At 61.4% G+C, this 23229-nt stretch carries 22 protein-coding genes, 1 tRNA gene and 1 pseudogene; 22 read left to right on the forward strand and 2 right to left on the reverse strand.

The annotated features are described in order from the left end of the window. The first annotated feature begins 14 nt into the window (after positions 1–14). The 18 genes from AB4Z11_RS01845 to AB4Z11_RS01930 all read left to right on the forward strand — a co-directional run bounded on the left by AB4Z11_RS01845 (position 15) and on the right by AB4Z11_RS01930 (position 18900). Positions 15–1283, forward strand: coding sequence for a YeaH/YhbH family protein (locus tag AB4Z11_RS01845; RefSeq protein WP_442022354.1), 1269 nt, complete (start codon positions 15–17; stop codon positions 1281–1283). Next, a complete protein-coding gene (locus AB4Z11_RS01850) occupies positions 1280–2818 on the forward strand; it encodes a SpoVR family protein (RefSeq protein ID WP_442022356.1) in 1539 nt (512 codons plus the stop codon). The genes AB4Z11_RS01845 and AB4Z11_RS01850 overlap by 4 nt, the downstream gene beginning before the upstream one ends. Before the next feature lie 472 nt (positions 2819–3290). Then, on the forward strand, positions 3291–3956 hold the full coding sequence (locus AB4Z11_RS01855) for an energy transducer TonB (RefSeq protein ID WP_442022358.1): 666 nt from the start codon (positions 3291–3293) through the stop codon (positions 3954–3956). Between the two features lie 86 nt (positions 3957–4042). After that, the gene (locus AB4Z11_RS01860; RefSeq protein WP_442022360.1) at positions 4043–4957 is read left to right on the forward strand and encodes a MotA/TolQ/ExbB proton channel family protein; all 915 of its coding nucleotides are present in this window, start codon (positions 4043–4045) and stop codon (positions 4955–4957) included. Between the two features lie 17 nt (positions 4958–4974). After that, positions 4975–5400 carry an ExbD/TolR family protein gene (locus AB4Z11_RS01865; RefSeq protein ID WP_442022362.1) on the forward strand — a complete coding sequence of 142 codons (426 nt, stop codon included), beginning with the start codon at positions 4975–4977 and terminating at the stop codon, positions 5398–5400. Positions 5401–5451: 51 nt separating this feature from the next. Further along, complete coding sequence (locus AB4Z11_RS01870) at positions 5452–5874, forward strand: ExbD/TolR family protein (RefSeq protein ID WP_442022364.1); 423 nt, start codon at positions 5452–5454, stop codon at positions 5872–5874. 83 nt (positions 5875–5957) lie between these two features. Continuing rightward, the gene (locus tag AB4Z11_RS01875; RefSeq protein ID WP_442022366.1) at positions 5958–7175 is read left to right on the forward strand and encodes a tetratricopeptide repeat protein; all 1218 of its coding nucleotides are present in this window, start codon (positions 5958–5960) and stop codon (positions 7173–7175) included. A gap of 102 nt (positions 7176–7277) precedes the next feature. After that, positions 7278–8228, forward strand: a complete 951-nt coding sequence (locus tag AB4Z11_RS01880; protein WP_442022368.1) for a bifunctional riboflavin kinase/FAD synthetase — start codon at positions 7278–7280, stop codon at positions 8226–8228. A gap of 11 nt (positions 8229–8239) precedes the next feature. Further along, complete coding sequence (gene ileS / locus AB4Z11_RS01885) at positions 8240–11104, forward strand: isoleucine--tRNA ligase (protein ID WP_442022370.1); 2865 nt, start codon at positions 8240–8242, stop codon at positions 11102–11104. An 82-nt stretch (positions 11105–11186) separates the two neighbouring features. After that, positions 11187–11696 carry a signal peptidase II gene (lspA, locus tag AB4Z11_RS01890; RefSeq protein WP_442022372.1) on the forward strand — a complete coding sequence of 170 codons (510 nt, stop codon included), beginning with the start codon at positions 11187–11189 and terminating at the stop codon, positions 11694–11696. Between the two features lie 10 nt (positions 11697–11706). Beyond that, complete coding sequence (coaBC, locus tag AB4Z11_RS01895) at positions 11707–12927, forward strand: bifunctional phosphopantothenoylcysteine decarboxylase/phosphopantothenate--cysteine ligase CoaBC (protein WP_442022374.1); 1221 nt, start codon at positions 11707–11709, stop codon at positions 12925–12927. Further along, a complete protein-coding gene (dut, locus tag AB4Z11_RS01900; RefSeq protein ID WP_442022376.1) occupies positions 12924–13373 on the forward strand; it encodes a dUTP diphosphatase in 450 nt (149 codons plus the stop codon). The genes coaBC and dut overlap by 4 nt, the downstream gene beginning before the upstream one ends. Before the next feature lie 10 nt (positions 13374–13383). Next, positions 13384–14487 (forward strand): M48 family metalloprotease, encoded by a 1104-nt coding sequence (locus tag AB4Z11_RS01905; RefSeq protein ID WP_442022378.1) that lies wholly within the window; start codon positions 13384–13386, stop codon positions 14485–14487. 3 nt (positions 14488–14490) lie between these two features. Beyond that, entirely contained in the window at positions 14491–14892 is a 402-nt protein-coding gene (locus AB4Z11_RS01910) for a surface-adhesin E family protein (RefSeq protein WP_442022380.1), read from the forward strand. Between the two features lie 20 nt (positions 14893–14912). Then, on the forward strand, positions 14913–15911 hold the full coding sequence (locus AB4Z11_RS01915) for an XdhC family protein (RefSeq protein WP_442022382.1): 999 nt from the start codon (positions 14913–14915) through the stop codon (positions 15909–15911). Between the two features lie 32 nt (positions 15912–15943). After that, the gene (locus AB4Z11_RS01920) at positions 15944–16834 is read left to right on the forward strand and encodes a DMT family transporter (protein WP_442022384.1); all 891 of its coding nucleotides are present in this window, start codon (positions 15944–15946) and stop codon (positions 16832–16834) included. Further along, positions 16831–17850, forward strand: a complete 1020-nt coding sequence (locus AB4Z11_RS01925; protein ID WP_442022386.1) for a DNA-3-methyladenine glycosylase 2 — start codon at positions 16831–16833, stop codon at positions 17848–17850. Before AB4Z11_RS01920 ends, AB4Z11_RS01925 begins: the two co-directional genes overlap by 4 nt. A 57-nt stretch (positions 17851–17907) precedes the next feature. Beyond that, entirely contained in the window at positions 17908–18900 is a 993-nt protein-coding gene (locus AB4Z11_RS01930) for a MerR family transcriptional regulator (RefSeq protein ID WP_442022388.1), read from the forward strand. Between the two features lie 117 nt (positions 18901–19017). Here the strand turns inward: AB4Z11_RS01930 and AB4Z11_RS01935 are convergent. After that, positions 19018–19094, reverse strand: a tRNA-Met gene (locus tag AB4Z11_RS01935). Positions 19095–19277: 183 nt separating this feature from the next. Between AB4Z11_RS01935 and AB4Z11_RS01940 the strand changes: the two genes are divergently transcribed. From AB4Z11_RS01940 to AB4Z11_RS01950, 3 genes are read left to right on the forward strand one after another with little or no spacing between them, the layout of a single operon-like run. After that, positions 19278–19862: an NUDIX hydrolase gene (locus tag AB4Z11_RS01940; RefSeq protein WP_442022396.1), complete on the forward strand. Its 585-nt coding sequence runs from the start codon at positions 19278–19280 to the stop codon at positions 19860–19862. After that, positions 19859–20587: a leucyl/phenylalanyl-tRNA--protein transferase gene (aat, locus tag AB4Z11_RS01945; protein ID WP_442022390.1), complete on the forward strand. Its 729-nt coding sequence runs from the start codon at positions 19859–19861 to the stop codon at positions 20585–20587. The genes AB4Z11_RS01940 and aat overlap by 4 nt, the downstream gene beginning before the upstream one ends. A gap of 39 nt (positions 20588–20626) precedes the next feature. Then, the gene (locus AB4Z11_RS01950) at positions 20627–21358 is read left to right on the forward strand and encodes an arginyltransferase (RefSeq protein WP_442022392.1); all 732 of its coding nucleotides are present in this window, start codon (positions 20627–20629) and stop codon (positions 21356–21358) included. Position 21359: 1 nt separating this feature from the next. Here AB4Z11_RS01950 and AB4Z11_RS01955 read toward each other — a convergent pair whose 3' ends face one another. Continuing rightward, positions 21360–22676 (reverse strand): amidohydrolase, encoded by a 1317-nt coding sequence (locus tag AB4Z11_RS01955; protein WP_442022394.1) that lies wholly within the window; start codon positions 22674–22676, stop codon positions 21360–21362. A 72-nt stretch (positions 22677–22748) separates the two neighbouring features. Between AB4Z11_RS01955 and AB4Z11_RS01960 the strand changes: the two are divergent. Next, positions 22749–23229 (forward strand): annotated as a pseudogene (locus AB4Z11_RS01960) (quinone-dependent dihydroorotate dehydrogenase); the annotation flags it as partial.

A 23229-nucleotide genomic window follows, 5' to 3' on the forward strand; every position in this document is an offset into this window, starting at 1 on the left:
GCAGCAGGAGGCACATGACTTACCTCATCGACCGTCGTTTGCAGGGCAAGAATAAATCTGCGATCAACCGCGAACGTTTTTTGYGGCGTTACAAGGGCCAGATCAAGGATGCGGTGGGACGCGCCATCAAGGGCCGCTCCATTACCGATATTGAGAATGGCGAGAAAGTCTCGATTCCCGTCAAGGACGTGAGCGAGCCCTCCTTTGGCCACGCCCATGGCGGCGTGTGGGAAGTGGTGAATCCCGGCAATCAGGAATACCAGAAAGGCGACCAGATCAACCGGCCCAAGGGCGGCGGCGGCAGTGGCCGCGGCAAGGCGGGCAACAGYGACCAGACCACGGAAGATGATTTCATCTTTGAGCTGTCGCGCGAAGAATTCATGAACTACTTCTTCGAAGATCTGGAATTGCCGCACATGGTCAAGACGCAGCTGACCGCCACCACCGAATTCAAACAGCAGCGCGCGGGTTATACCGTGTCCGGCACGCCGTCCAATATCCACGTGCTGCGTTCCCTGCGCGGCGCCCTGGGGCGCCGCCTGGCGGTGGGCGGGCCTTCGCGCAAGCGCATCATCGAAGCGGAACGCGAGCTGGAGGATTTGCTGCTGGCCGGCGCGCCGCTGGAAGATCCGCGCGTGATCGAGCTGAAAAAACTGATCCACCATTTGCATACGCGGCTGCTGGCGATTCCGTTTATCGATCCCTTCGACCTGCGCTATTCGAACCGCATCAAGGTGCCGAAGCCGATGACCCAGGCCGTGATGTTCTGCATCATGGACGTGTCGGGCTCTATGGATGAGCAGCGCAAGGATACGGCCAAGCGCTTCTTCATCCTGCTGTATCTCTTCCTCAAGCGGGTGTACGACAAGATTGAAGTCGTCTTCATCCGCCACCACACCGCCGCGTCGGAAGTGGACGAGAATGAATTCTTCCATTCGCGCGAATCGGGCGGCACCGTGGTGTCGTCCGCCCTGCACCTGCTGAACAAGATCATCGACGAACGCTACGGCGGCGGCAGCTGGAATGCCTACGTGGCGCAGGCGTCCGATGGCGACAACTGGGACAACGATTCCGTGCTGTGCCGCCAGCTGCTGGTGAACACCATCATGCCCAAGGTGCAGTATTACACTTACGTTGAGATCACGGACGGCCCGCCACAGAACCTGTGGGAGCAATACGCGCAAGTGCCGGAATACCACCAGCACTTTGCCATGCAAAAAATCGTCACGCCGGCTGACATCTATCCGGTGTTCCGCGAATTGTTCAAGAAGCAGCCAAAATGAATCAGATGACCCACCGCCCGCGCCATCCGAACGCCCTGCCGGACCAATCGGAATGGACCTTCGAACTGATCGAGCAGGCGCACGACGAAATCAAGCGCGTCGCCAGGAACTTCGGCCTCGACACATACCCGAACCAGCTGGAAATCATCACCGCCGAGCAGATGATGGACGCCTACACGTCCGTCGGCATGCCGGTGTCGTATGCGCACTGGTCTTTCGGCAAGCACTTCCTCGCTACCGAGAAAGGCTATAAACGCGGACAGATGGGCCTGGCCTACGAGATCGTGATCAATTCCAATCCTTGCATCGCTTATCTGATGGAGGAGAACAGCCTGACCATGCAGGCGCTGGTGATCGCGCACGCGGCCTACGGCCACAACTCCTTTTTCAAAGGGAATTACCTGTTCCGCACCTGGACCGACGCCRRCKCSATCATCGATTACMTGGTGTTCGCGAAGAATTACATCACCGAGTGCGAACAGCGCCACGGCATTGAAGCGGTTGAGCTGCTGCTGGACTCCTGCCACGCCATTCAGAACTATGGCGTCGATCGCTACAAGCGTCCGGCCAAGCTGTCGCTGGCGCAGGAAGCGCAGAAGCAGAAGGAGCGCGAAGCCTATCTGCAATCGCAGATCAATGAACTATGGCGCACCGTGCCGCGGCGCGAAGAAGGCGAAGTCAACAAACCCATCGCCCGCTTCCCGCCCGAGCCGGAAGAGAACCTGCTCTACTTTATCGAGAAGTACGCGCCGCTGCTGGAACCGTGGCAGCGCGAGGTGGTGCGCATCGTGCGCAAGATCAGCCAGTATTTCTATCCGCAGCGCCAGACCCAGGTGATGAACGAGGGCTGGGCTACCTTCTGGCACTACACCATTCTTAACCAGCTGTATGAAGAAGGCGTGGTCAGCGATGGCTTCATGATGGAATTCCTGAAGAGCCATACCAACGTGGTCTATCAGCCGCCGGTGCACAGCCCTTACTACAACGGCATCAATCCTTATGCGCTCGGCTTCGCCATGATGTCTGACATCAGACGAATCTGCGAGAACCCGACCGATGAAGATCGCGAGTGGTTCCCCGATATCGCCGGCAGCGACTGGCGCAAGACGCTGGACTTTGCCATGCGCAATTTCAAGGACGAAAGCTTCATCGCGCAATTCCTTTCGCCGCGCCTGATCCGCGAGTTTCACTTCTTTGCCGTGCTGGACGACGACAAGAACGAGAAGCTGTCGGTGTCCGCCATTCACGACGAGCTGGGCTACCGCTATGTGCGCCAGCAGCTGGCCGACCAGTACAACCTCGGCAACCGCGAGCCGAATATCCAGGTATGGTCGGTGAATACGCGCGACGACCGCGCCCTCACCCTGCGCCATACCCAGTTCAACCGGCGCCCGCTGAACCAGCAGGCCAATGAAGTGCTCAAGCACGTGGCCCGCCTGTGGGGCTTCGACGTCCATCTGGACACCGTCACCCCGGACGGCCAGGTCATCAGCACCCTGGAGTGCAAGCGCGAGAAGCGCAACCGGATCATTTGAGGCCGCACACACTATATATATGTAGTGTTCTTTCAAGCTTGCGTGGAAATGGCAGCCGGGCGCTCATCCGGCTGATTTTTTCCTATACTTTGCTTGTATAGCGCAATTTGGCATGGTTACGCCATAGCAACACTGACTCCCGAATTTTCCCCAGCCACCCACCCCGGTTGAGCATGGAAAATTCCGTTTATTGCTGAGACAGGGAAATTTCGAGCAGAGTGGTCATTAGCAGTTAAAAAAATGTGCCGAATTATCTTGCTTTTCCTGCCAGAAGGTGCAGACCAGCGCGCCGGTCAGCCCTTCCAGATGGGGCTAAGGGCATGAAATTTAAACGGTTTTGGGGTGCAAAATTCTATGTAAAATCCAAAATTCGTATGTATAATTCGCCGACGTCCCGGATGCGGCTGTAGCTTTGTGTCGCCATTTTGGGGTTTAAGTAGCAACACAAGAGTTGGTATTGGAGAAAGCAGGCATGAATTTCAGCGATAACGAGAAAATTGCCGGGAAAAAGAACTATACGGGCATTGCGTTCGTTGTAGTGCTACACCTTTTGGGCGGATACGGCATCGTGTCCGGCCTGGGTAAGCGCTTGGTCAGCAAAATGATCGAACCGGTCGAGACCAAGATCATTGAGGAGGTCGCCCCGCCTCCGCCAAAAGAGCTGCCACCGCCGCCGCCGCCGCCGGAAATGAAGGCCCCGCCGCCTCCATTCATCCCGCCGGTTGAAGTGAACGTGCAACAGCCGCCTCCCGCACAAAACGTGATCAGCAACGCGACCAACGTGAAGCCGGCCACGAACGAATTGGCACGTCCGGCTCCGCCGGCAGCGCCAGCACCGGCTGCGCCTCCGGCGACCGGTGTCCGCACCCCAGCAGTGGTGGACTTCAGCACCTGCGCGAAGCCAGAGTGGCCGAAATCGTCGCTGCGTAACGAAGAAACCGGCACCGTCACCCTGTCGTTCCTGATTGCGACCGACGGCCACGTGGGCGATGCGAAAGTAGTGAAATCTTCTGGTTTCCGTGATTTGGACAAGGCTGCCATCAACGGCATTTCGAAGTGCAAATTCAAGCCGGCTACCGTAGACGGCAAACCGCAAGAAGGCTGGCAACAGATGCAATACGTCTGGACGCTGGAATAAACCTGAGACAAAACACCGTCTCGCAACTTAGTAGTTTCGTTGTCGTTTAAGCCAGCGAACTGATTATTTTATAATTTGGAGGAAGCATGTTTAAGAATACCCGTTTGTCCGCTGTTCTGGCCGCTGTGCTGTTTTCGGTGACCGCAGCATCCGCTCTGGTGAGCGCGCCAGCTTTTGCTGACGCTCCTGCCTCGGCAGCTGCATCCGCACCAGCAGCCGCTCCTGCGGACGCGGCAGCTGCTCCGGCAGCTGATGCAGCCGCTCCGGCTCCGGCCGCTGACGCTGCCGCTCCTGCCCCTAAAGGCAAGGAAGAAGTGGAAAACCCATTCGGTATCCAGGCAGTGTGGGACGGCGGCTTCGTGTCCCGCGCAACCCTGATCATCCTGTCGATCATGTCGATCGGTTCCTGGTACATCATCGTGACCAAAGTCATCGACCAGCAAAAGATCTTCAAGCAGCAGAAAGAAACCGCTGCCAAGTTCTGGAAAGCTTCCTCGATCGCCGCTGGCACCTCGACCCTGACCGAAGGCTCCCCATTCCGCTTCATCGCTGAATCCGGCACCAAGGCAACCGCTCACCACGACGGCGCCCTGCTGGAACAAATCGACCTGGCAACCTGGGTTTCCATGTCCATCCAGCGCGCTGTAGACAAAGTGCAGTCCCGTCTGTCCGATGGCCTGTCCTTCCTGGCAACCGTTGGTTCGACCGCTCCGTTTATCGGTCTGTTCGGTACCGTTTGGGGTATTTACGGTGCACTGACCAACATCGGTATGACCGGTAACGCCTCCATCGACAAGGTGGCAGGTCCTGTGGGTGAAGCGCTGATCATGACCGCTTTCGGTCTGCTGGTGGCAGTTCCTGCAGTTCTGGGTTACAACTGGCTGCTGCGTCGTAACAAGACCGCAATGGAAGATGTGCGCACCTTCTCCGCTGACGTGCACTCCGTGCTGCTGTCCGGTGCAATGTCCACCGCTACCAGCGCTGCCAAAAAAGTAGGCTAATTTAAGGCTGATTAACCATGTCTATGTCCGTAGGCTCCGAAAGCGGAGAAGACGCACTCAACAGTGAGATCAACACGACTCCGCTCGTGGATATCATGTTGGTGCTGCTGATCATCTTCCTGATCACGAGCCCGGTGGTTCTCAAGCTGCAGAAGATTCAACTGCCGCAAGAGATCAACCAGGCGATCCAGACGAAGCCAGAGAACGTCAACATCGTTGTTAACAAGGATGGCGACATCTACTGGAATCAGAAGAAAATGCGCGACAGCAATGAGTTGTTCGATTTTCTGAAAGAGGAAGCAGTGAAGATCCCTCAGCCTGAAGTACACGTGCGYGGCGACAAAGACGCCAAGTACGAGTCCATCGGCAAGGTGGTCTACACCACCCAGCGTGCTGGCATCCAGAAGGTCGGTTTCATCACCGAACCGCCTGATAAGATGTAAGGACCAGCCGCCCCGGCTTGCCGGGGCGGCCATCTGAAAAGGAAACAATTCATGAGTATGAGTGTAGGCAGTTCCGGCGGTGACGCGGAACCGATGCTGGAAATGAACATGACGCCGCTGATCGACGTCATGCTGGTTCTGATCATCATGCTGATTATTACTATTCCTAAGGCGAACCATTCGGTGAACCTGAATATGCCGGTCGGCACCCCGCCGCCACCGACTAAGGAACCAGTAGTGGTCACCATCGACGTGGACTTCGACGGCACCATTCTGTGGGATAACCAGGTCGTTCCTGACCGTCCATCCCTGGAAGCAAAACTGATGACCGTGGCAGCCCAGGCGGACCAGCCAGAAGTGCACCTGCGCCCCAACAAGCTGGTTAACTACAGCGTGGTGGCTGGCGTGATGGCTTCGGCCCAGCGTCTTGGCGTGACCAAGATCGGTCTGGTCGGCAATGAGCAGTTCCAGTAAATAATCGGTTAAAACACCCTTTATTTTCCCGAATAGGCAGGTTATCCTGCCTATTTCGCATTTTGAAGAAAGAAAATCCCCCCATGACCAAGTTTCGTCTCGCACATCTCGGCCTGGTAATGGCCGCAATCGGTTTCACTGCCGCCGCTCCGCTGGCCGGCCTCACTTCCGTTGCCTATGCCGCCGATACCGTCCGCGCTGAAGTGGGTAAGCCACTGCAGGAAGCACAGAAGCTGGCTGCTTCCGGCAAGGCCAAGGAAGCCCTGGCGAAACTGAAGGAAGCTGACGCGGTCGGCAACAAGTCCGAACTTGAGCGCTTCCAGATCGAATACACCCGTGGTTCCGCTGCCCTGTCCGCAGGCGATAGCGAAACTGCCGGCAAGGCCTTCGAATACGTGCTGAACTCCGGCAAGCTGCCGGCTGCCCAGGCACCGAAGATCGCCGAAGCCCTGGCCTCCATCTACTACCGCGCCAAGGATTACCCGAAAGCCATCACCGCTATCCAGCGCGTGCTGAAGGACAATCCAGGCAACTCCCAGATGAAGGAACTGCTGACCCAGGCTTACTACAGCAGCGGCAAGTACGCTGAAGCGGCCAAAGAACTGCAGGGCGCCAGGTCCGAACAGAGCCTGCAGATGCTGGCCAACATCCAGCTGAAGCAGAACGACAAGGCTGGCTATGTGCAGACCCTGGAAAAGCTGGCGTCTTCCTATCCGAAGGCGTCCTACTGGGCCGACCTGCTGAACCGCGTGCAGAGCAAGCCTGGCTTCTCCTCCTCCCTGAACCTGGACCTGAAGCGCCTGCAACTGGCCCTGGGCCAGCTGTCCAAGCCAAACGAATTCATGGAAATGGGCCAGCTGGCTCTGCAAGCCGGCAATCCGGCTGAAGCCACCAAGATCGTCGACGCTGGCTACAAGAAAGGCGCACTGGGCACTGGCCCTGACGCCGGCCGTCACCAGCGCCTGAAGGATCTGGCGGTGAAGACCCAGGCTGAGAACGACAAGAACCAGGCAACTGCCGAAGCGACCGCCATCAAGGAAAAGGATGCTGATGCACTGGCCAATATGGGCTACGCACTGGTTTCCCAGGGCAAGGGCGACCAGGGCCTGAAGCTGATCGACGAAGCGATCAAGATGGGCACCGCCCGCAAGCCGGAAGAAATGAAGCTGCACTACGGCGTGGCGCAGTACATCGCTGGCAAGAAGTCGGCGGCCGTCTCCACCCTGAAGTCGGTGAAGGGCAACAATGGCGAGTCTGATCTGGCCCGCTACTGGACGCTGTACATTAACAACCCGGTCTGAACAAAGCCGGGCTGAGCCAAGAAAAGCGCTGCCTGCACCCGCAGGCAGCGCTTTTTGCCTTTCAGACCGTATAATCAAGCATTTGAGCCACACGGCAATAGCATGAAGGTATTTCGCGGACTTCCCAACGCAGCGGCGCGCGCGCCCTGCGCCCTGACGATCGGTAACTTCGATGGTGTCCACCTGGGGCACCAGGCGCTGCTCGCGCGCGTGCGTACGGCCGCCGACCGTCTGGGTCTGGAATCGGCCGTGATGACCTTCGAGCCCCACCCGCGCGAATTCTTTGCCCGGAAAATGGGCGATATGTCCAAAGCCCCGCCCCGCATCGCCAATCTGCGCGACAAGCTGGAAGCCCTGGACAATAATTGCGTCGACCGCGTGATCGTCGAGCACTTCTCCGAGCACTTCGCTTCCCAGTCGCCGCAAACCTTCGTCGAGAAGGTGCTGGTGGAAGGCCTGCACGTCAAATGGCTGATGGTCGGCGACGATTTCTGCTACGGCTCCAAGCGCGCCGGTAATGTCGCCATGCTGGCCGAAGCGGGCAAGCAGTACGGTTTCGAAGTCGAAATCCTGCCGACCGTGCGCAATGGCGAACACCGCATCTCCTCATCCGCCGTGCGCGCCGCGCTGGCCGAGGGCGATTTCGCCCACGCCGAAGCGCTGCTGGGCCACCCCTACTCGATTTCCGGCCACGTGATCCACGGCCAGAAGCTGGGCCGCGATATCGGCTTCCCCACGCTCAACCTGCGCGTGCCGCACCGCCCTGCCCTCGCGGGCATCTTCATCGTCCAGGTGCACGGCCTGGGCGAGCAGCCGCTGCCCGCCGTCGCCAGCCTGGGCGTGCGTCCCACCGTGGAAGACKCCGGCCGCGTGCTGCTGGAAGTGCACATCTTCGACTTCGCCCGGAACTGCTACGGCAAGGTGGTGCGCGTCGAATTCCTGAAAAAAATAYGTGACGAAGAAAAGTTCATTGACCTGCCTACGCTGGTCACCGCCATCGAGCGCGATGCCGCACAAGCGCGCGACTTCTTCGCCAACCGAAATACGAACTAAAAGCGTCCATCATGTCCGACAACAAAGCAAAGAAGCCTGAATCCAAGTACCCGGTCAATATGACCGAAACGCCCTTCCCGATGCGCGGCGACCTCGCCAAGCGCGAACCGGGCTGGGTGAAACAATGGCAGGACAAGAAGATTTACGAGCGCGTGCGCAAGGCTTCCGCCGGCCGCCCGAAGTTCGTCCTGCATGACGGTCCTCCGTATGCGAACGGCGACATCCACATCGGCCACGCCGTGAACAAGATCCTGAAGGACGTGGTGGTGAAGTCGCGCTCCATGGCCGGCTTCGATGCGCCTTATGTGCCTGGCTGGGATTGCCACGGCATGCCGATCGAGATCCAGATCGAAAAACAGTTCGGCAAGAACCTGCCGACCGCTGAAGTGCTGACCAAGGCCCGTGCCTACGCCTACGAACAAATCGAGCGCCAGAAGAAGGACTTCATCCGTCTCGGCGTGCTGGGCGAATGGGACAACCCTTACCTGACCATGAACTTCCGCAATGAAGCGGACGAACTGCGTTCGCTGGGCAAGCTGCTGGAAAAGGGCTATGTCTACCGCGGCCTGAAGCCGGTGAACTGGTGCTTCGACTGCCAGTCCGCGCTGGCCGAGGCGGAAGTGGAGTACCAGGACAAGCGCGACCCGGCCATCGACGTCGGCTTCGCCTTCCACGAATTCGACAAGATCGCCGCCGCCTTCGGCCTGGCCAAGCTGCCGACCGAGAACGGCTTCATCGTGATCTGGACCACCACGCCGTGGACCATCCCGTCCAACCAGGCTCTGAACGCCAACCATGAAGTGGAATACGCGCTGGTGCAGACCGAGCGCGATGGCCAGCCGCTGCTGCTGATCCTGGCGAAAGACCTGGTCGAGTCCTGCCTGCAGCGCTACAAGCTGGAAGGCACCATCCTCGCCACCGCCATGGGCGACAAACTGGGCGGCATCAGCTTCAAGCACCCGCTGCACAAGCGCGACGCCTTCTACGACCGCCTGTCGCCGGTGTACATCGCCGACTACGTGACTACCGACAGCGGTACCGGTATCGTGCACTCCGCGCCTGCCTACGGTGCGGACGACTTCATCTCCTGCAAATCGCACGGCATGAAGGATGACGAAATCCTGAAGCCGGTTATGGGCGACGGCAATTACGTGCCGTCCCTGCCCCTGTTCGGCGGCATGAATATCTGGGAAGCCTCCAAGCCGATCTGCGAAGCCCTGCGCGAAGCGGGCGCCCTGTTCGAACTGAAGATGTTCGACCACAGCTACATGCACTGCTGGCGCCACAAGACCCCGATCGTCTACCGCGCCACCTCGCAGTGGTTCGCCGGCATGGACATCCAGCCGATCGACGGCGGCCCGACCCTGCGCGAAACCGCGCTGGAAGGCATCGACGCCACCCAGTTCTTCCCGGACTGGGGCCAGGCGCGCCTGYACGGCATGATCGCCAACCGCCCGGACTGGACCCTGTCGCGCCAACGCCAGTGGGGCGTGCCGATGGCCGTCTTCGTCCACAAGGAAACCGGCGAGCTGCACCCGCGCACCGCGGAGCTGCTGGAAGAAGTGGCCAAGCGCATCGACAAAGGCGGTATCGACGCCTGGCAGGCGCTCGATCCGAAAGAGCTGCTGGGTGACGAAGCCGGCATGTACCTGAAGAACAAGGACACGCTGGACGTGTGGTTCGACTCCGGTTGCACCCACCAGACCGTGCTGCGCGGCTCGCACGAACAGCAGTCGCACTTCCCGGCTGACCTCTACCTGGAAGGCTCGGACCAGCACCGCGGCTGGTTCCACTCGTCCCTGCTGACCTCCTCGATGCTGAACGGCGTGCCGCCCTACAAGGCGCTGCTGACCCACGGCTTCGTGGTGGATGGCGAGGGCAAGAAGATGTCCAAGTCGATTGGCAATACCGTGGCGCCGCAGAAGGTGTCCGACACGCTGGGCGCCGACATCCTGCGCCTGTGGGTGGCTGCGACCGACTACACCTCCGAGCTGTCGATCTCCGACGAGATCCTGAAGCGCGTGACCGAGTCCTACCGCCGCATCCGTAACACCCTGCGCTTCCTGCTGGCGAACACTTCGGACTTCGATCCGAAGGCCAACGCCGTGCCGGTGGCCGAGCTGCTGGAAATCGACCGCTACGCGCTGGCCGATATGGCAGCGCTGCAGGCCGAGCTGACCGCCCACTACGAGCGCTACGAGTTCCACCCGGTCGTCTCCAAGCTGCAGAACTTCTGCTCGGAAGACCTGGGCGGCTTCTACCTGGACATCCTGAAGGACCGCCTGTACACCAGCGCCGTCGATTCCAAGGCCCGCCGTTCGGCGCAAACCGCGCTGTGGCACATCACCCAGTCGCTGCTGCGCCTGATGGCGCCTATCCTCTGCTTCACCGCCGAGGAAGCATGGGGCTTCTTCGCCGGCGACGAAGCGTTCAAGGCCAGTGATGAAACCATCTACACCCAGACCTGGTGGAAGCTGCCGGAACTGGCCGATGCGGAAGCGCTGATGTCCAAGTACGCCATCATCCGCGCTGTACGCGCCGAGGTGACCAAGCAGCTGGAAGACCTGCGCACTTCGGGCGCCATCGGCTCCTCGCTGCAGGCGGAACTGGAGATCAAGGCTTCCGGCGACAAGTTCAAGGTGCTGTCCAGCCTGGACGACGACCTGAAGTTCGTCTTCATCACCTCGCTGGCCAAGGCGCTGGAAGTGCCGGGCGAAGCTGAGGAAGCCGTCAACGTTGCGGCATCGGCCAACGCCAAGTGCGAGCGCTGCTGGCACTACCGCGCCGACGTGGGCAGCCACGCCGACCATCCGGGCCTGTGCGGCCGCTGCTACAGCAACCTGTTCGGTGCCGGCGAGCCGCGCAAGTACGCTTAAACCAACGGCATAAATCAGGTGGCTGCCACGCCGTGGCAGCCACCAGGTTCACGCCTCGGGTTCTATCCAACTACAGAGACACATGGCCACCAACAAAAAGACCTTCTCCAAGTCCTCCTCCTCCGGCAGCATGACCCCGTGGCTGGGCATCGCCGCCATCGTCATCCTGCTCGACCAGCTGTCCAAGATCACGATCACCAAGATGTTCCAGTACGGGGAAGAAAAGGTCATCACCTCCTACTTCAACCTGGTCCTGGCTTACAACAAGGGCGCCGCGTTCAGCTTCCTGTCCAACGAAAGCGGCTGGCAGCGCTATATGTTCACCGGCATCGGCATCGCCGCCGCGGCCTACATCCTCTGGCTGCTGCGCAAGCACTCCGGCCAGCGCATGTTCTGCTGGGCGCTGGCGCTGATTCTGGGCGGCGCCGTCGGCAATGTGATCGACCGCCTGATGTATGGCCACGTGGTGGACTTCCTCGACTTCCACTGGCAAGGCTTCGGCCACTTCCCCGCTTTCAATGTCGCCGATTCGGCGATCTGCATCGGCGCTGCGCTCTTCGTGCTCGACGAACTGCGCCGCGTGAACAAGTAGGAGCAGCACCATGGAACTGACTGGCAAAAAAATCGTGCTCGGCCTGTCCGGCGGCGTCGCCTGCTACAAGGCGGCGGAGCTGTGCCGCGGGCTGACCAAGGAAGGCGCCTCCGTGCAGGTTGTGATGACCGATGCGGCCACGCACTTCATCACCGCCGTGACGATGCAAGCCCTGTCCGGCAAGCCGGTCTTCACCAGCCAGTGGGACCCGCGCGTGAACAACAATATGGCCCACATCGACGTGACCCGCGATGCGGACGCCATCATCATCGCGCCCTGCTCTGCCGACTTTATCTACAAGCTGTCGCACGGCGTGTGCGACGACCTGCTGTCCACCACGTGCCTGGCGCGCCCAAGCCGCGTGCCGCTGCTGGTGGCGCCAGCCATGAATGTGGAAATGTGGACCAATCCCGCCACCCAGCGCAATGTCGACCAGCTGCGCGCCGACGGCGTCCGCATCCTCGGCCCGGCGCCGGGCGACCAGGCCTGCGGCGAAGTGGGCATGGGCCGCATGCTGGAACCCGAACAGCTGCTGTCCGAGATGATCGCGGCCTTCCAGCCCAAGGTCCTGGCGGGCAAGCGCATCCTCGTGACGGCCGGCCCGACTTTCGAACCGATCGACCCGGTGCGCGGGATCACCAATCTCTCCTCCGGCAAGATGGGCTACGCGGTGGCCCGCGCTGCACGTGAAGCGGGCGCGGAAGTGGTGCTGGTGTCCGGCCCCACCGCGCTGGAAACGCCGTATGGCGTGGAGCGCCGCAATGTGCAAAGCGCACAGCAGATGTTCGACTCGGTGATGGATGCCATCGGCGGCCAGCACGTCTTCATCTCCGTGGCCGCAGTCGCCGACTGGCGCGTGGCCAATCCAAGCACTCAGAAAGTCAAAAAATCCGCCGACGGCAGCGTGCCGCAGCTGAAGTTCGAACAGAATCCGGACATCCTGGCCTCGGTCGCCTCGCGCACTTCGCTGGCCGGCTGGCCTTACTGCGTGGGCTTCGCTGCCGAATCGGAAAACCTGCTCGAATACGGCGCTTCCAAGCGCGAAAAGAAAGGCGTCCCGCTTTTGGTGGGCAATATCGGCCACCACACCTTCGGCCAGGACGACAACACCATCATCCTCTTCGACGAACACGGACACACCATCCTGCCGCGCGCCGACAAGCTCACCCTGGCGCGCCAGTTAGTTTCCGAAATCGCCAAACGCATCGACAAGAACTCGCTATTCCAATGAAAACTGTAGACGTCAAAATCCTCGACCCGCGCATGAAAGAACAGATGCCGGCCTATGCAACGCCTGGCAGCGCCGGCCTCGACCTGCGTGCCTGCATCGACGCGCCGCTGGTCATTGAACCTGGCCGGACCGTGCTGGTGCCGACCGGCCTCGCCATCCACATCGCCGATCCGGGTTACGCCGCCATGATCCTGCCTCGTTCGGGCATGGGCCATAAGAACGGCATTGTTTTGGGGAATCTGGTAGGCTTGATTGACTCGGATTACCAGGGACAGCTGATGGTCTCGACCTGGAACCGGGGTCACAACACGTTTACACTGAATCCGATGGAACGCCTGGCGCAGCTGATTATCGTGCCGGTGCTGCAGGTCGGATTTAACGTTGTCGAAGAATTCGGCGCCAGCGACCGCGGTGAAGGAGGCTTCGGCAGCACTGGCAAGCACTAAGGAAAGGACTATGGCAGCAGGGAAACAATTCAACGTATCGCAATGGGCCCAGCGCCCCGCACTGGCCGCCGTTGCGGCCGCCCTGCTGCTATCAGCCTGCTCCACAACGCCAACCGCGCCGCCGGTGCAAGCGCCGGCGCAGCCCCTGCCGCCACCGGCACCGGTCGTCACGCAGCAGCAGCTTGCTGCCCGCGAAACGCTGAAGACCATGTCCAGTCTGCAGGACCGCCTGTATCACGTGGGCGGCCCGCTGTTGATCCAGAACGCAGACCTGTGCAAGTCCTACGCGCGCAACCTGCTCGGCTTCACGGCAAAGAACCGCTACTCCTATCCCGGCGACTACAGCGAAGCGTCGGTGGCCGTCCTGGGCTACGACGACACGCTGCAAGTGCAGAACGTGTTGTCCGGCAGCGGCGCCCAGCGCGCAGGCCTGCGCAAGGGCGACGACCTGATTGCCGCCGACGGCAAAGTCCTGCCCAAGGGCCGCGACGCCGAAAGCAAGGCAGCCGGCGTCCTTGGTCCGCTGGCCTCCAGCAAAGCCACCCTGCCCCTGACCGTGGCGCGCAACGGCAGCAACCAGCACACCCTGAACGTGCCGGTAACACGCGCCTGCGCCTTCCGCATCGACCTGGGCAACGCCGACAACATCAATTCCTACGCCGACGGCGGCCGCGTCATGCTCACGCGAGGCATGATCAACTTCGCGCAATCCGACGAAGCCATCGCCTACGTGATGGCCAAGGACATCGCCCACAATGTGCTGGGCCACGCCGCCACGCTGCGCAACACTTCCACCATCGGCAGCATCATCGACAATCTGACCTCGGTGCATCCGGACCTCTCCATGCTGGTCGGCAGCGCCGGCGTACGCCCGATGCCGCAGGATATGGATATCGCCGCCGACAACCTGTCGCTGTACATGCTGGCGCGCGCCGGCTACAACGTTGATCACGCCAAGGCCTTCTGGCAGCGCCTGTCGTCCCAGTATCCGGCTACGGTGCTGAACGGCTATACGGCCAACCACCCGTCCGTATCGGCCCGTCTGGCCGCGATGGACCGCACGGTGGCCGAGATCAAGGCCAAGCAGGCCGCCAAGCGCCCGCTGGTCCCCTGAACCATGCGCACCCTGTTGCTGCCCCTGCTGCTGGCGCCCGCCCTGGCCAGCGCAGGCACCTGGACCAAGGTCGGCGGCGACAAGGACGGCATTATCCTGCTCGACAAGGCTTCGCTGCGCGCCGCCGATGGCGGCAAAAAAGCCTTCACCATGCAGAGCTTTCGCAAGCCGCAGTCGGCGCCGGACGGCAAGCAATATCTGTCCGTGAAATCCCGGCACCTGTACAACTGCGATGAAGCGACGGCCACCCTGCTGTCGCAGGACTTCTACTCCGAAGTGCTGGGCCGTGGCGAGCCGCTGGGCAGCTACAAATACGAGTCCTATGACCCCGAGCACATCGAGCCGGGAAGTCCGCTGGAAGGGGCTTTAAAAGCCGTTTGCAAGCCCGCCAGCAAACGCCGCTAAGCCTTGCTATAGTACCGGTCATGGATAGTATTGACCTCGAAGTTCTCAAGACCAGCTCCGCCTGGATCGCGGCGGGACACCGCTGCCAGCTCGTCACCGTGATCAAGACCTGGGGCTCCAGTCCCCGCCCTGTCGGCGCCACGCTCGCCATTTGCGACGACGGCCGCGTAGTCGGTTCCGTTTCCGGCGGCTGCATCGAGGACGACCTGATCGACCGCGTGCGCAAGGAAGGCATCACGCGCGAACTGCCGGAAATCGTCAGCTACGGCATCACCGCCGACGAAGCCCACCGTTTCGGCCTGCCCTGCGGCGGCACCATCGAACTGGCACTGGAACCGCTGAGCAGCGAGAGCCGCATCGACGAATTGCTGCACCGCCTGGAGCAGCACGAACTGGTGGCGCGCACCGTTGACCTGCAAACCGGCGCCGTTGCGCTGGCAACCGCGACGCCGGGCGCCGTACTGGAACTGCACGACGATAAGCTGATCACCCAGCACGGCCCGCGTTGGCGCCTGCTCATCATTGGCGCCGGCCAGCTGTCGCGCTTTGTCGCGCAGATCGCCACTGCCATGGACTACCACGTCACGGTCTGCGACCCGCGCGAAGAGTACCGCTCCGGCTGGACTTTGCCGGAAGTGCGGCTGGTGCACGCCATGCCTGACGACCTGGTGACCGATATGAAGCTGGATAGCCGCAGCGCCGTCATCGCGCTGACCCACGATCCCAAGCTCGACGACCTGGCCATTATGGAAGCGCTGAAGTCGGAAGCCTTCTACGTCGGCGCCATCGGCTCGCGCGCCAACAACGCCAAGCGCCGCGAGCGCCTGGTGGAATTTGACCTGACGCCGGAGCAGCTGGCCAAGCTGCACGGTCCGATCGGCCTTTACATCGGCAGCAAGACACCGTCCGAAATCGCGATCTCGATCCTGGCCGAAATGACGGCCATTAAAAACGGCGTGCCGCAGACCATGCAGCTGAATCACGCCGACGCCATGAATTCAAGCGCAAGAAACAGCTAGCAATATCTCACCGTCCGCCTCACAATCGCCCGATGAACACAGCGAACCTGATCAAACTCGTCACCCTCGCCGCCATCTGGGGCGGCTCCTTCCTCTTCATGCGCATTGCCGCTCCCGTGCTGGGGCCTGCGGTGCTGATCGAATACCGCGTGACGTTCGCCGCGCTGTTCCTGGCCGCGATTGCGCTGATGCTGCGCAAGCCGCTGGACCTGAAGCAGCACTGGAAGCACTACCTGATCCTCGGCCTGTTCAACTCCGCCCTGCCCTTCCTGCTGTTTGCGTTTGCAGCGCGCACGCTGTCCGCTTCCGTGCTGTCGGTGCTGAACGCGACGGCGCCGATGTGGGGCGCGCTGATCGGTGCGGTGTGGCAGCGCCATATGGTCAGCGCGCGCGTGATGCTGGGCCTCGTGCTGGGCACCATCGGCGTGGCTTTGCTGGTCGGTTTCGACAACGTCAGCTCGCGCGAAGGCGCGGGCCTGGCGATTGCCGCCGGCCTGTTCGCCTCCTTCAATTACGGCATCGCCAGCACTTACGCCAAGTCGGCCAAGGCAGTCGAACCGTTCGCCAATGCGCACGGCAGCATGTGGGCTGCGGCCTTGCTGACGATTCCTTCGCTGGCCCTGTTCCCGCAGCCGGGCGTGCCGACCATCGGCATCATGGGCGCGGCGCTTGCGTTGGGCGTGCTGTGCAGCGGCATCGCTTACCTGATTTATTTCGGACTCATTCGCGATGTGGGGCCGACGTCGGCGCTGACGGTGACTTTCCTGAATCCGCTGTTCGGCATCTTGTGGGGAACCCTGTTCCTGCATGAGGTGGTGGGCTGGTACACGATCGCGGGCGCCGCCATCGTCATTACCGGCACGGCGCTGGTCACGGGCTACAAGCCCAAGCTGCCATGGACGCGCGCGGCGGAGACGGCATGAAGCACAGTTTTACCCTGCCGCTACCGGCGAACTACCGCGTGCAGGATGTACTGAAATTTCACAGCCGCGACGCGGAAAGCGTGGCGGAAGAAGTCAGCGAAAAGCGCATCCGCAAGGGCATGCTGCTGGATGGCGTCCCCGTCGTGCTGAGTGTTGAACTGCCGAGTGGCCGCAAGCGCAGCGCGGCCTGCGAGGCAGAAATCGACGCGCCGCGCGTACGCCGCCGGACGTCAGCGGCCGCTTCGGCGCGCACGCGCACCGGCGAAGCATCTGCGGGTGCGGGTGCGGGTGCGGGTGCGGGTGCGGCTGCGGACGCAAGCGTACCGGCGGCGCTGGCGGCGCGCATCGAGGACGCCGCCCGCAACATCCTCGGCCTGCATATCGATCCCGCCGACTTTGTCGCCTTCGCGCGCGAGGACAAGCTGCTGGGCGCGCTGGTGCAGCGCCAGCCCGGCCTGCGCATTGTGCAATCGGCCACCGTGTTTGAAGCGCTGACCTGGGCCATCATAGGCCAGCAAATCAATCTGCAGTTCGCGATCTCCCTGCGCCGCACCTTCATTCTGCAAGCGGGACGCCAGCACAGCAGCGGCCTGTGGTGCTATCCCGAAGCGCAGGACGTGGCAAAGCTGGACATCGACGATCTGCTGACCCGCAAATTCTCGCGCGCCAAAGCGGAAACCCTGCTGCGCTTTGCGGCCCTGGTCGCGGATGGCACGCTCGATCTGCAGCCCGGCCCGGAAAATTCGATTGAACAGATCAGCGCCAATTTGCTGGCAGTGAAGGGCATCGGTCCCTGGACCGTCAACTACGGCCTGCTGCGCGGCTATGGCTACGCCGACTGCTCGCTGCACGGCGATGTCGCCATCCGCGCCGCCCTGCAACGCCTGCTGGGCGAGGAAACCAAGCCGGATATGGCGCGCACCGAACGCATCCTCCAGCAATACCAGCCCCACCGCACCATGGCCGCAGCGCACCTGTGGGCCAGCCTGTCCGACCGTCCCAACGAAAGTGCTTGACCCTCACCTCACGTCAGCCTCCAGCATGAAGTCACGCACGATGACAGGAGCCAGACCATGCTGAAGGTAGGAGAACTCGCCAGCCGTTCGGGCCTGACGGTCCGCACCCTGCACCATTACGACAGCATTGGCCTGCTCACGCCATCGGCGCGCAGCGATGCCGGCTACCGGCTCTACGACAGGGGCGATATCGCCCGCCTGCACCAGATCCAGGCCCTGCGCCGCTTCGGCATGGCCCTGGCCGACATTGCTGCTTTCCTCGACAGTCCCGACGCCTCGCTGACGGCCGTGATCGGCCGCCAGATCGCCGCTCTCGACCGCCAAATGGAAGATGCGGCGCGCCTGCGCAGCCACCTGAGCGCGCTGCAAAGCCAGCTGCTGCGTGGCGAGGAACCGGAATTGTCGGCCTGGCTAAACACACTGGAGCTGATGAATATGCACGACAAATATTTCACGAAAGAAGAGCAGCAGCGGATGCAGATCTTTGACCGCGGTGCCGAATGGGTGGCGCGCGCCGACGAACTGCGTCAAATGGTCGAATCGGGCATGCCGCCTACCGCACCGGAAGCGCAGGAGCTGGCCGTACGCTGGATGGCCGCCTTGCATCACGACACCGGCAACGATCCCGTCCTGGCGGCCAAGCTGGACGTCATGTGGACGAAAGAGCAAGCCGTGCGCGCGCATAGCGGCATCACGGCCGAAATGCGCCAATTCCTCACGGCCGCCAACTCGCAATCGAAGCTGAATCTGTACGCCAGGCACATGCTGCCTGCCGAAATGGAAGTCATGCGCAAGCATTTCCGGACCCGCGGCGCGGAATGGCCGGCCCTGATCGCCGAGGTGCGCGCACAGATGGAGGCCGATCCGTCGCCCGCCACGCCGGCGGCCAAGGCGTTGGCCGGCCGCTGGAACGAGTTGCTCACCGACATGCTGGGCACTGCCGCGGAGACGCGCGATCGTTTCCGCGCTGCACTTGAGTCCGAGCCGGAATTGCAAACCGGCCGCATGATGACCGAAGAAATGCTGAATTACCTGCGCCAGGCCATGTAAACCAAGGGCGTAACCCAAGTGGCAGGCACGATGTGCCTGCCACTAGCGCTTAGCCTTGGGTTAAAAAACAAAAAACCGTCATCGCTTGCGCAAAATGACGGTTTTTCATCGGAATTCTGGTTGCGGGGACAGGATTTGAACCTGTGACCTTCGGGTTATGAGCCCGACGAGCTGCCAGACTGCTCCACCCCGCGTCTGATGCGAGTATTATAGGGCAGTCGGCCACTTTAGGCAATGTTAATCCTCGCCGTTCGCACGATAGATCGAATTTATTTTGCCGAATCCGCCAGGAAACCCGTGTCTTTCACACACGAGTCACGCGGCGCCTCCTCAATCAGTGTAAAGTAAGCATTGAAAGAGGACTTATGCCAAATCCAATGAAATTCTGCTCCGAATGCGCCAGCCCCGTTGAACTGATGGTTCCGGCCGGCGACAACCGCCCGCGTTACGTTTGCGTCAGCTGCGAAACGATCCATTACCAGAATCCCAAGATGGTGATCGGCTCGATTCCGGTCTGGGAGCAGGATGGCGAGCTGAAGATCCTGCTGTGCAAGCGCGCGATCGAACCGCGCCTGGGTTTCTGGACCCTGCCGGCAGGATTCATGGAGAACAATGAAACCACTTCCGAGGCGGCGCGCCGCGAAACGGCGGAGGAAGCCGGCGCCAATATCGAACTGGGTAAATTGTTTACCTTGTTGAACGTCTCGCACGTGCACCAGGTGCATATGTTCTATCTGGCCAAGCTGAAGGACCTCGATTTCGCCCCCGGCGAGGAAAGCCTGGAAGTCAAACTGTTCACCCAGCAGGAAATTCCCTGGGATGATCTGGCTTTCCCAACGATTAGCACTACACTGGAATTCTTCTTCTCCGACCGCGACCAGGTGCGCGAAGGCGGCGACTATGGTTTCCACGAGATGGACATCACGCGGCCGATGCGCCTGCCCACTGCCACTGCACCATGATCCCCTGGCTGGATGCCAACACGCCTTTTCCCGATGTGTCCGAGGCGCTGACCACGGACGCGCCAGGCCTGCTGGCAGCCGGCGCCGACCTTTCCCCGCAACGCCTGCTGGCCGCTTACCAGCGCGGCATTTTCCCCTGGTTTTCCGAAGGCCAGCCCATTCTGTGGTGGAGCACCGATCCGCGCATGGTCCTGCGTACGGCCGAGTTCAAAGTGTCGGACAGTCTGAAGAAGACGCTCAAAAAGGTGGAAAGAAGCAGCCGCACCGATGGCCGCTGGCAAGTGCGTTTCGATACTGCCTTTGAGGACGTGATGCGCGCCTGCGCCGCGCCGCGCCGTGACGGCCCCGGCACCTGGATTTCCGAAGACATCATCAACGGCTACACCGGCTTGCACAAGCTGGGCTACGCCCATTCTTCCGAGTTGTGGCTGGACGGCGAACTGGCCGGCGGCGCCTACGGAGTTTCAATCGGCACAATGTTTTATGGCGAATCCATGTTCGCCCGCGTGACGGACGGCTCCAAGGTCGCCCTCGCCTATCTCGTCCATTTCCTGCGCCGGCACGGTGTCGAGTTGATCGACTGCCAGCAGGAGACCGGCCACCTCGCCTCGCTCGGTGCGCACCCGATTCCGCGCAGCCTGTTTGTCGAGCATTTAAAAAAATGTATCGTCAAACCACAGATCCGCGACTGGCACCCAGCGCACCCTTACACTGCTGGTCTCTAAGCCCTGTACGAGCGCCCGGAACGCGCTATGATATGTTCCATGACCCAGCTTAACGATCTCCCGTTTGCCACCCTGCAGTTCTACACGACTGCGCCGTATCCGTGCAGCTATCTGGATGCGCGCCAGGCTCGCTCGCAGGTGGCCACGCCTTCGCATCTGATCAATGCGGATGTGTACTCGGAGCTGGTCAAAAACGGTTTCCGCCGCAGCGGCATTTTCACCTACCGTCCCTATTGTGATGGTTGCCAGGCCTGCATTCCCGTGCGGGTGGTGGCGGGTGAGTACACGCCAACGCGTGCCCAGCGCCGTGCATGGCTGCGCCACAAGGAGTTGACGGCCGGTGTCGCCACGCTGTCCTTCTCGGACGAGCATTACGCGCTCTACCTGCGCTACCAGAGCACGCGCCACGCGGGCGGTGGCATGGACCAGGATTCGCGCGACCAGTACGCCCAGTTCCTGCTGCAAAGCCGGGTCAATACGCGCCTGGTCGAGTTCCGCGAACCGGACGGCACGCTGCGCATGGTGTCGATTATCGACGTGCTGTCCGATGGCCTGTCATCGGTCTACACCTTCTTCGATCCGGACATGGCGGGCGCCTCTTTCGGCACCTACAACGTGATGTGGCAGATCGAACAGGCCCGCGAACTCGGCCTGCCCTATGTTTATCTGGGCTACTGGATCGAAGAAAGCCCAAAGATGAACTACAAGATCAAGTTCCAGCCGCTGCAGGCCCGCATCAAGGGCGCATGGGGCCTGCTGCCCCGTTCCTGAATTACTGCTTCTTCATCAGGTCCAGCAAGGCTACCGTGGTGGCCAGCACGCCGGTCTGGATCGACTTGTCCGCCTCGACACGGAATTCCGGGCTGTGGTTATAGCCGATGGAAATCTTGCCCGCGCGCGCCTGCGCCAGACGTTCGGCCGGCGCCGCGCCGATCTGGAAATACACGCTCGGGATTTCCGGCGACTGGGTGAAGTAGGAGAAGTCTTCCGCGCCCATGCCACCGCGCTTGAAGCCCTTGTCATAAATGTCAGCGCCCAGCTTCTGCGTCCATACTGCCTGCAAGCGCTGCAACAGCGCCACATTGTTCAGCGTCGGCGGCACCGGCTGGTCGACGGTGCGGATTTCAGGCAGCTGGTCTTCCGGAATGCCTGCCGCACGCGCCGTATTCTTCACCACGCGCTCGATACCGCCCAGCAGCTTGGCGCGCGTTTCCACGCTTTCGGAACGCACGGTCACTTCCATCTTCGCGGTATCGGGAATGATATTGCCCTTAGTGCCGGCGTGCAGCGAGCCCACCGTAATCACGGCCGGTTCACGCGGCGCGACGTCGCGCGTGACGACGGTCTGCAGCGCCATCACGATTTGCGCGGCCAGCACCACCGGGTCTTTACCGGTGTGCGGACTGGCGCCGTGGGTACCCTTACCGTGGATGGTGATTTCCAGCGCGTCCGAACCGGAGTACGGCGCTTCGTCGGCGACGATCTTGCCTGCTTCCATATCCGCCACCACGTGCAGGGCCAGCGCGTAATCGGGCTTGCCGAAGCGCTGCCAGATATGGTCCTCCATCATGGCCTTGGCGCCGCCCGTGCGCTCTTCGGCGGGCTGGCCGATCAGCATCAGCGTGCCGGACCACTCGCTACGGTGGGCGGCCATCTGGTGTGCAGTGCCGACCAGGCTGGTCATGTGCACATCGTGGCCGCAAGCGTGCATCACCGGCACCAGGTTGCCATTCCAGTCCTTCATCTTCACTTTGGAGGCGTTCGGCGCGCCCGACTTTTCTTCCACCGGCAGCGCATCCAGATCGGTGCGCACCATCACGGTCGGACCTTTGCCGTTTTTCATGATGGCCACGATGCCGGTCTTGCCCACGCCCTCCGTGACTTCGAAACCGGCGGCGCGCAGTTCCTGCGCCATGCGCGCGGCCGTCTTGGTCTCCATGAAGGACAGTTCAGGGTTGGCGTGCAGATGGTCGTACAGCGGGGACAGTTTTGCCTGCCAATCGTGCGCGATGGCGTCAGCCAGTTCCTTCTCGGCGGCGCCCGCCGCCAGAGGCAGAATCAGGGAAGACAGCAGCAGCATTCGTTTCATCCAGGGCTCCTTTTTGGTTTAGTACCCAAATCTTAAAGGTAAAATAGCGGAAATTTCATTCAAGTATCCCTCATGTCCGACAAATTTTTGTACTCCCTGGCCCGTCCCATCCTGTTTTCGATGGACCCGGAGGAAGCCCACCATTTCACCCTGCCCGCCCTCAAACGCCTGTCGAAACTCGGCCTGACCCGCGCTTTCGTGCGCCAGCCCCTGCCCGATCCACGCACCGTGATGGGCCTGACCTTCAAGAATCCTGTCGGCCTGGCCGCTGGTCTGGACAAGGATGGCGCCTTCATCGACGCGCTGGCGGACCTGGGCTTCGGCTCGATCGAAGTGGGCACAGTGACGCCGCGTGCGCAGCCGGGCAATGCCAAGCCGCGCATGTTCCGCATTCCTGCCGCGCACGGTATCATCAACCGCATGGGCTTCAATAACGGCGGCGTGGACGCTTTCGTGGCCAACGTGCAGTCCTCGCGCTTCTACCAGAACAAGGAAGGCATTCTCGGTCTGAACATCGGCAAGAACGCCGACACGCCGATCGAGCGCGCTGCCG

The organism is Pseudoduganella sp. RAF53_2 (genome assembly GCF_052113985.1).
In the GTDB taxonomy this organism is placed as follows: Bacteria; Pseudomonadota; Gammaproteobacteria; order Burkholderiales; family Burkholderiaceae_D; genus Rugamonas.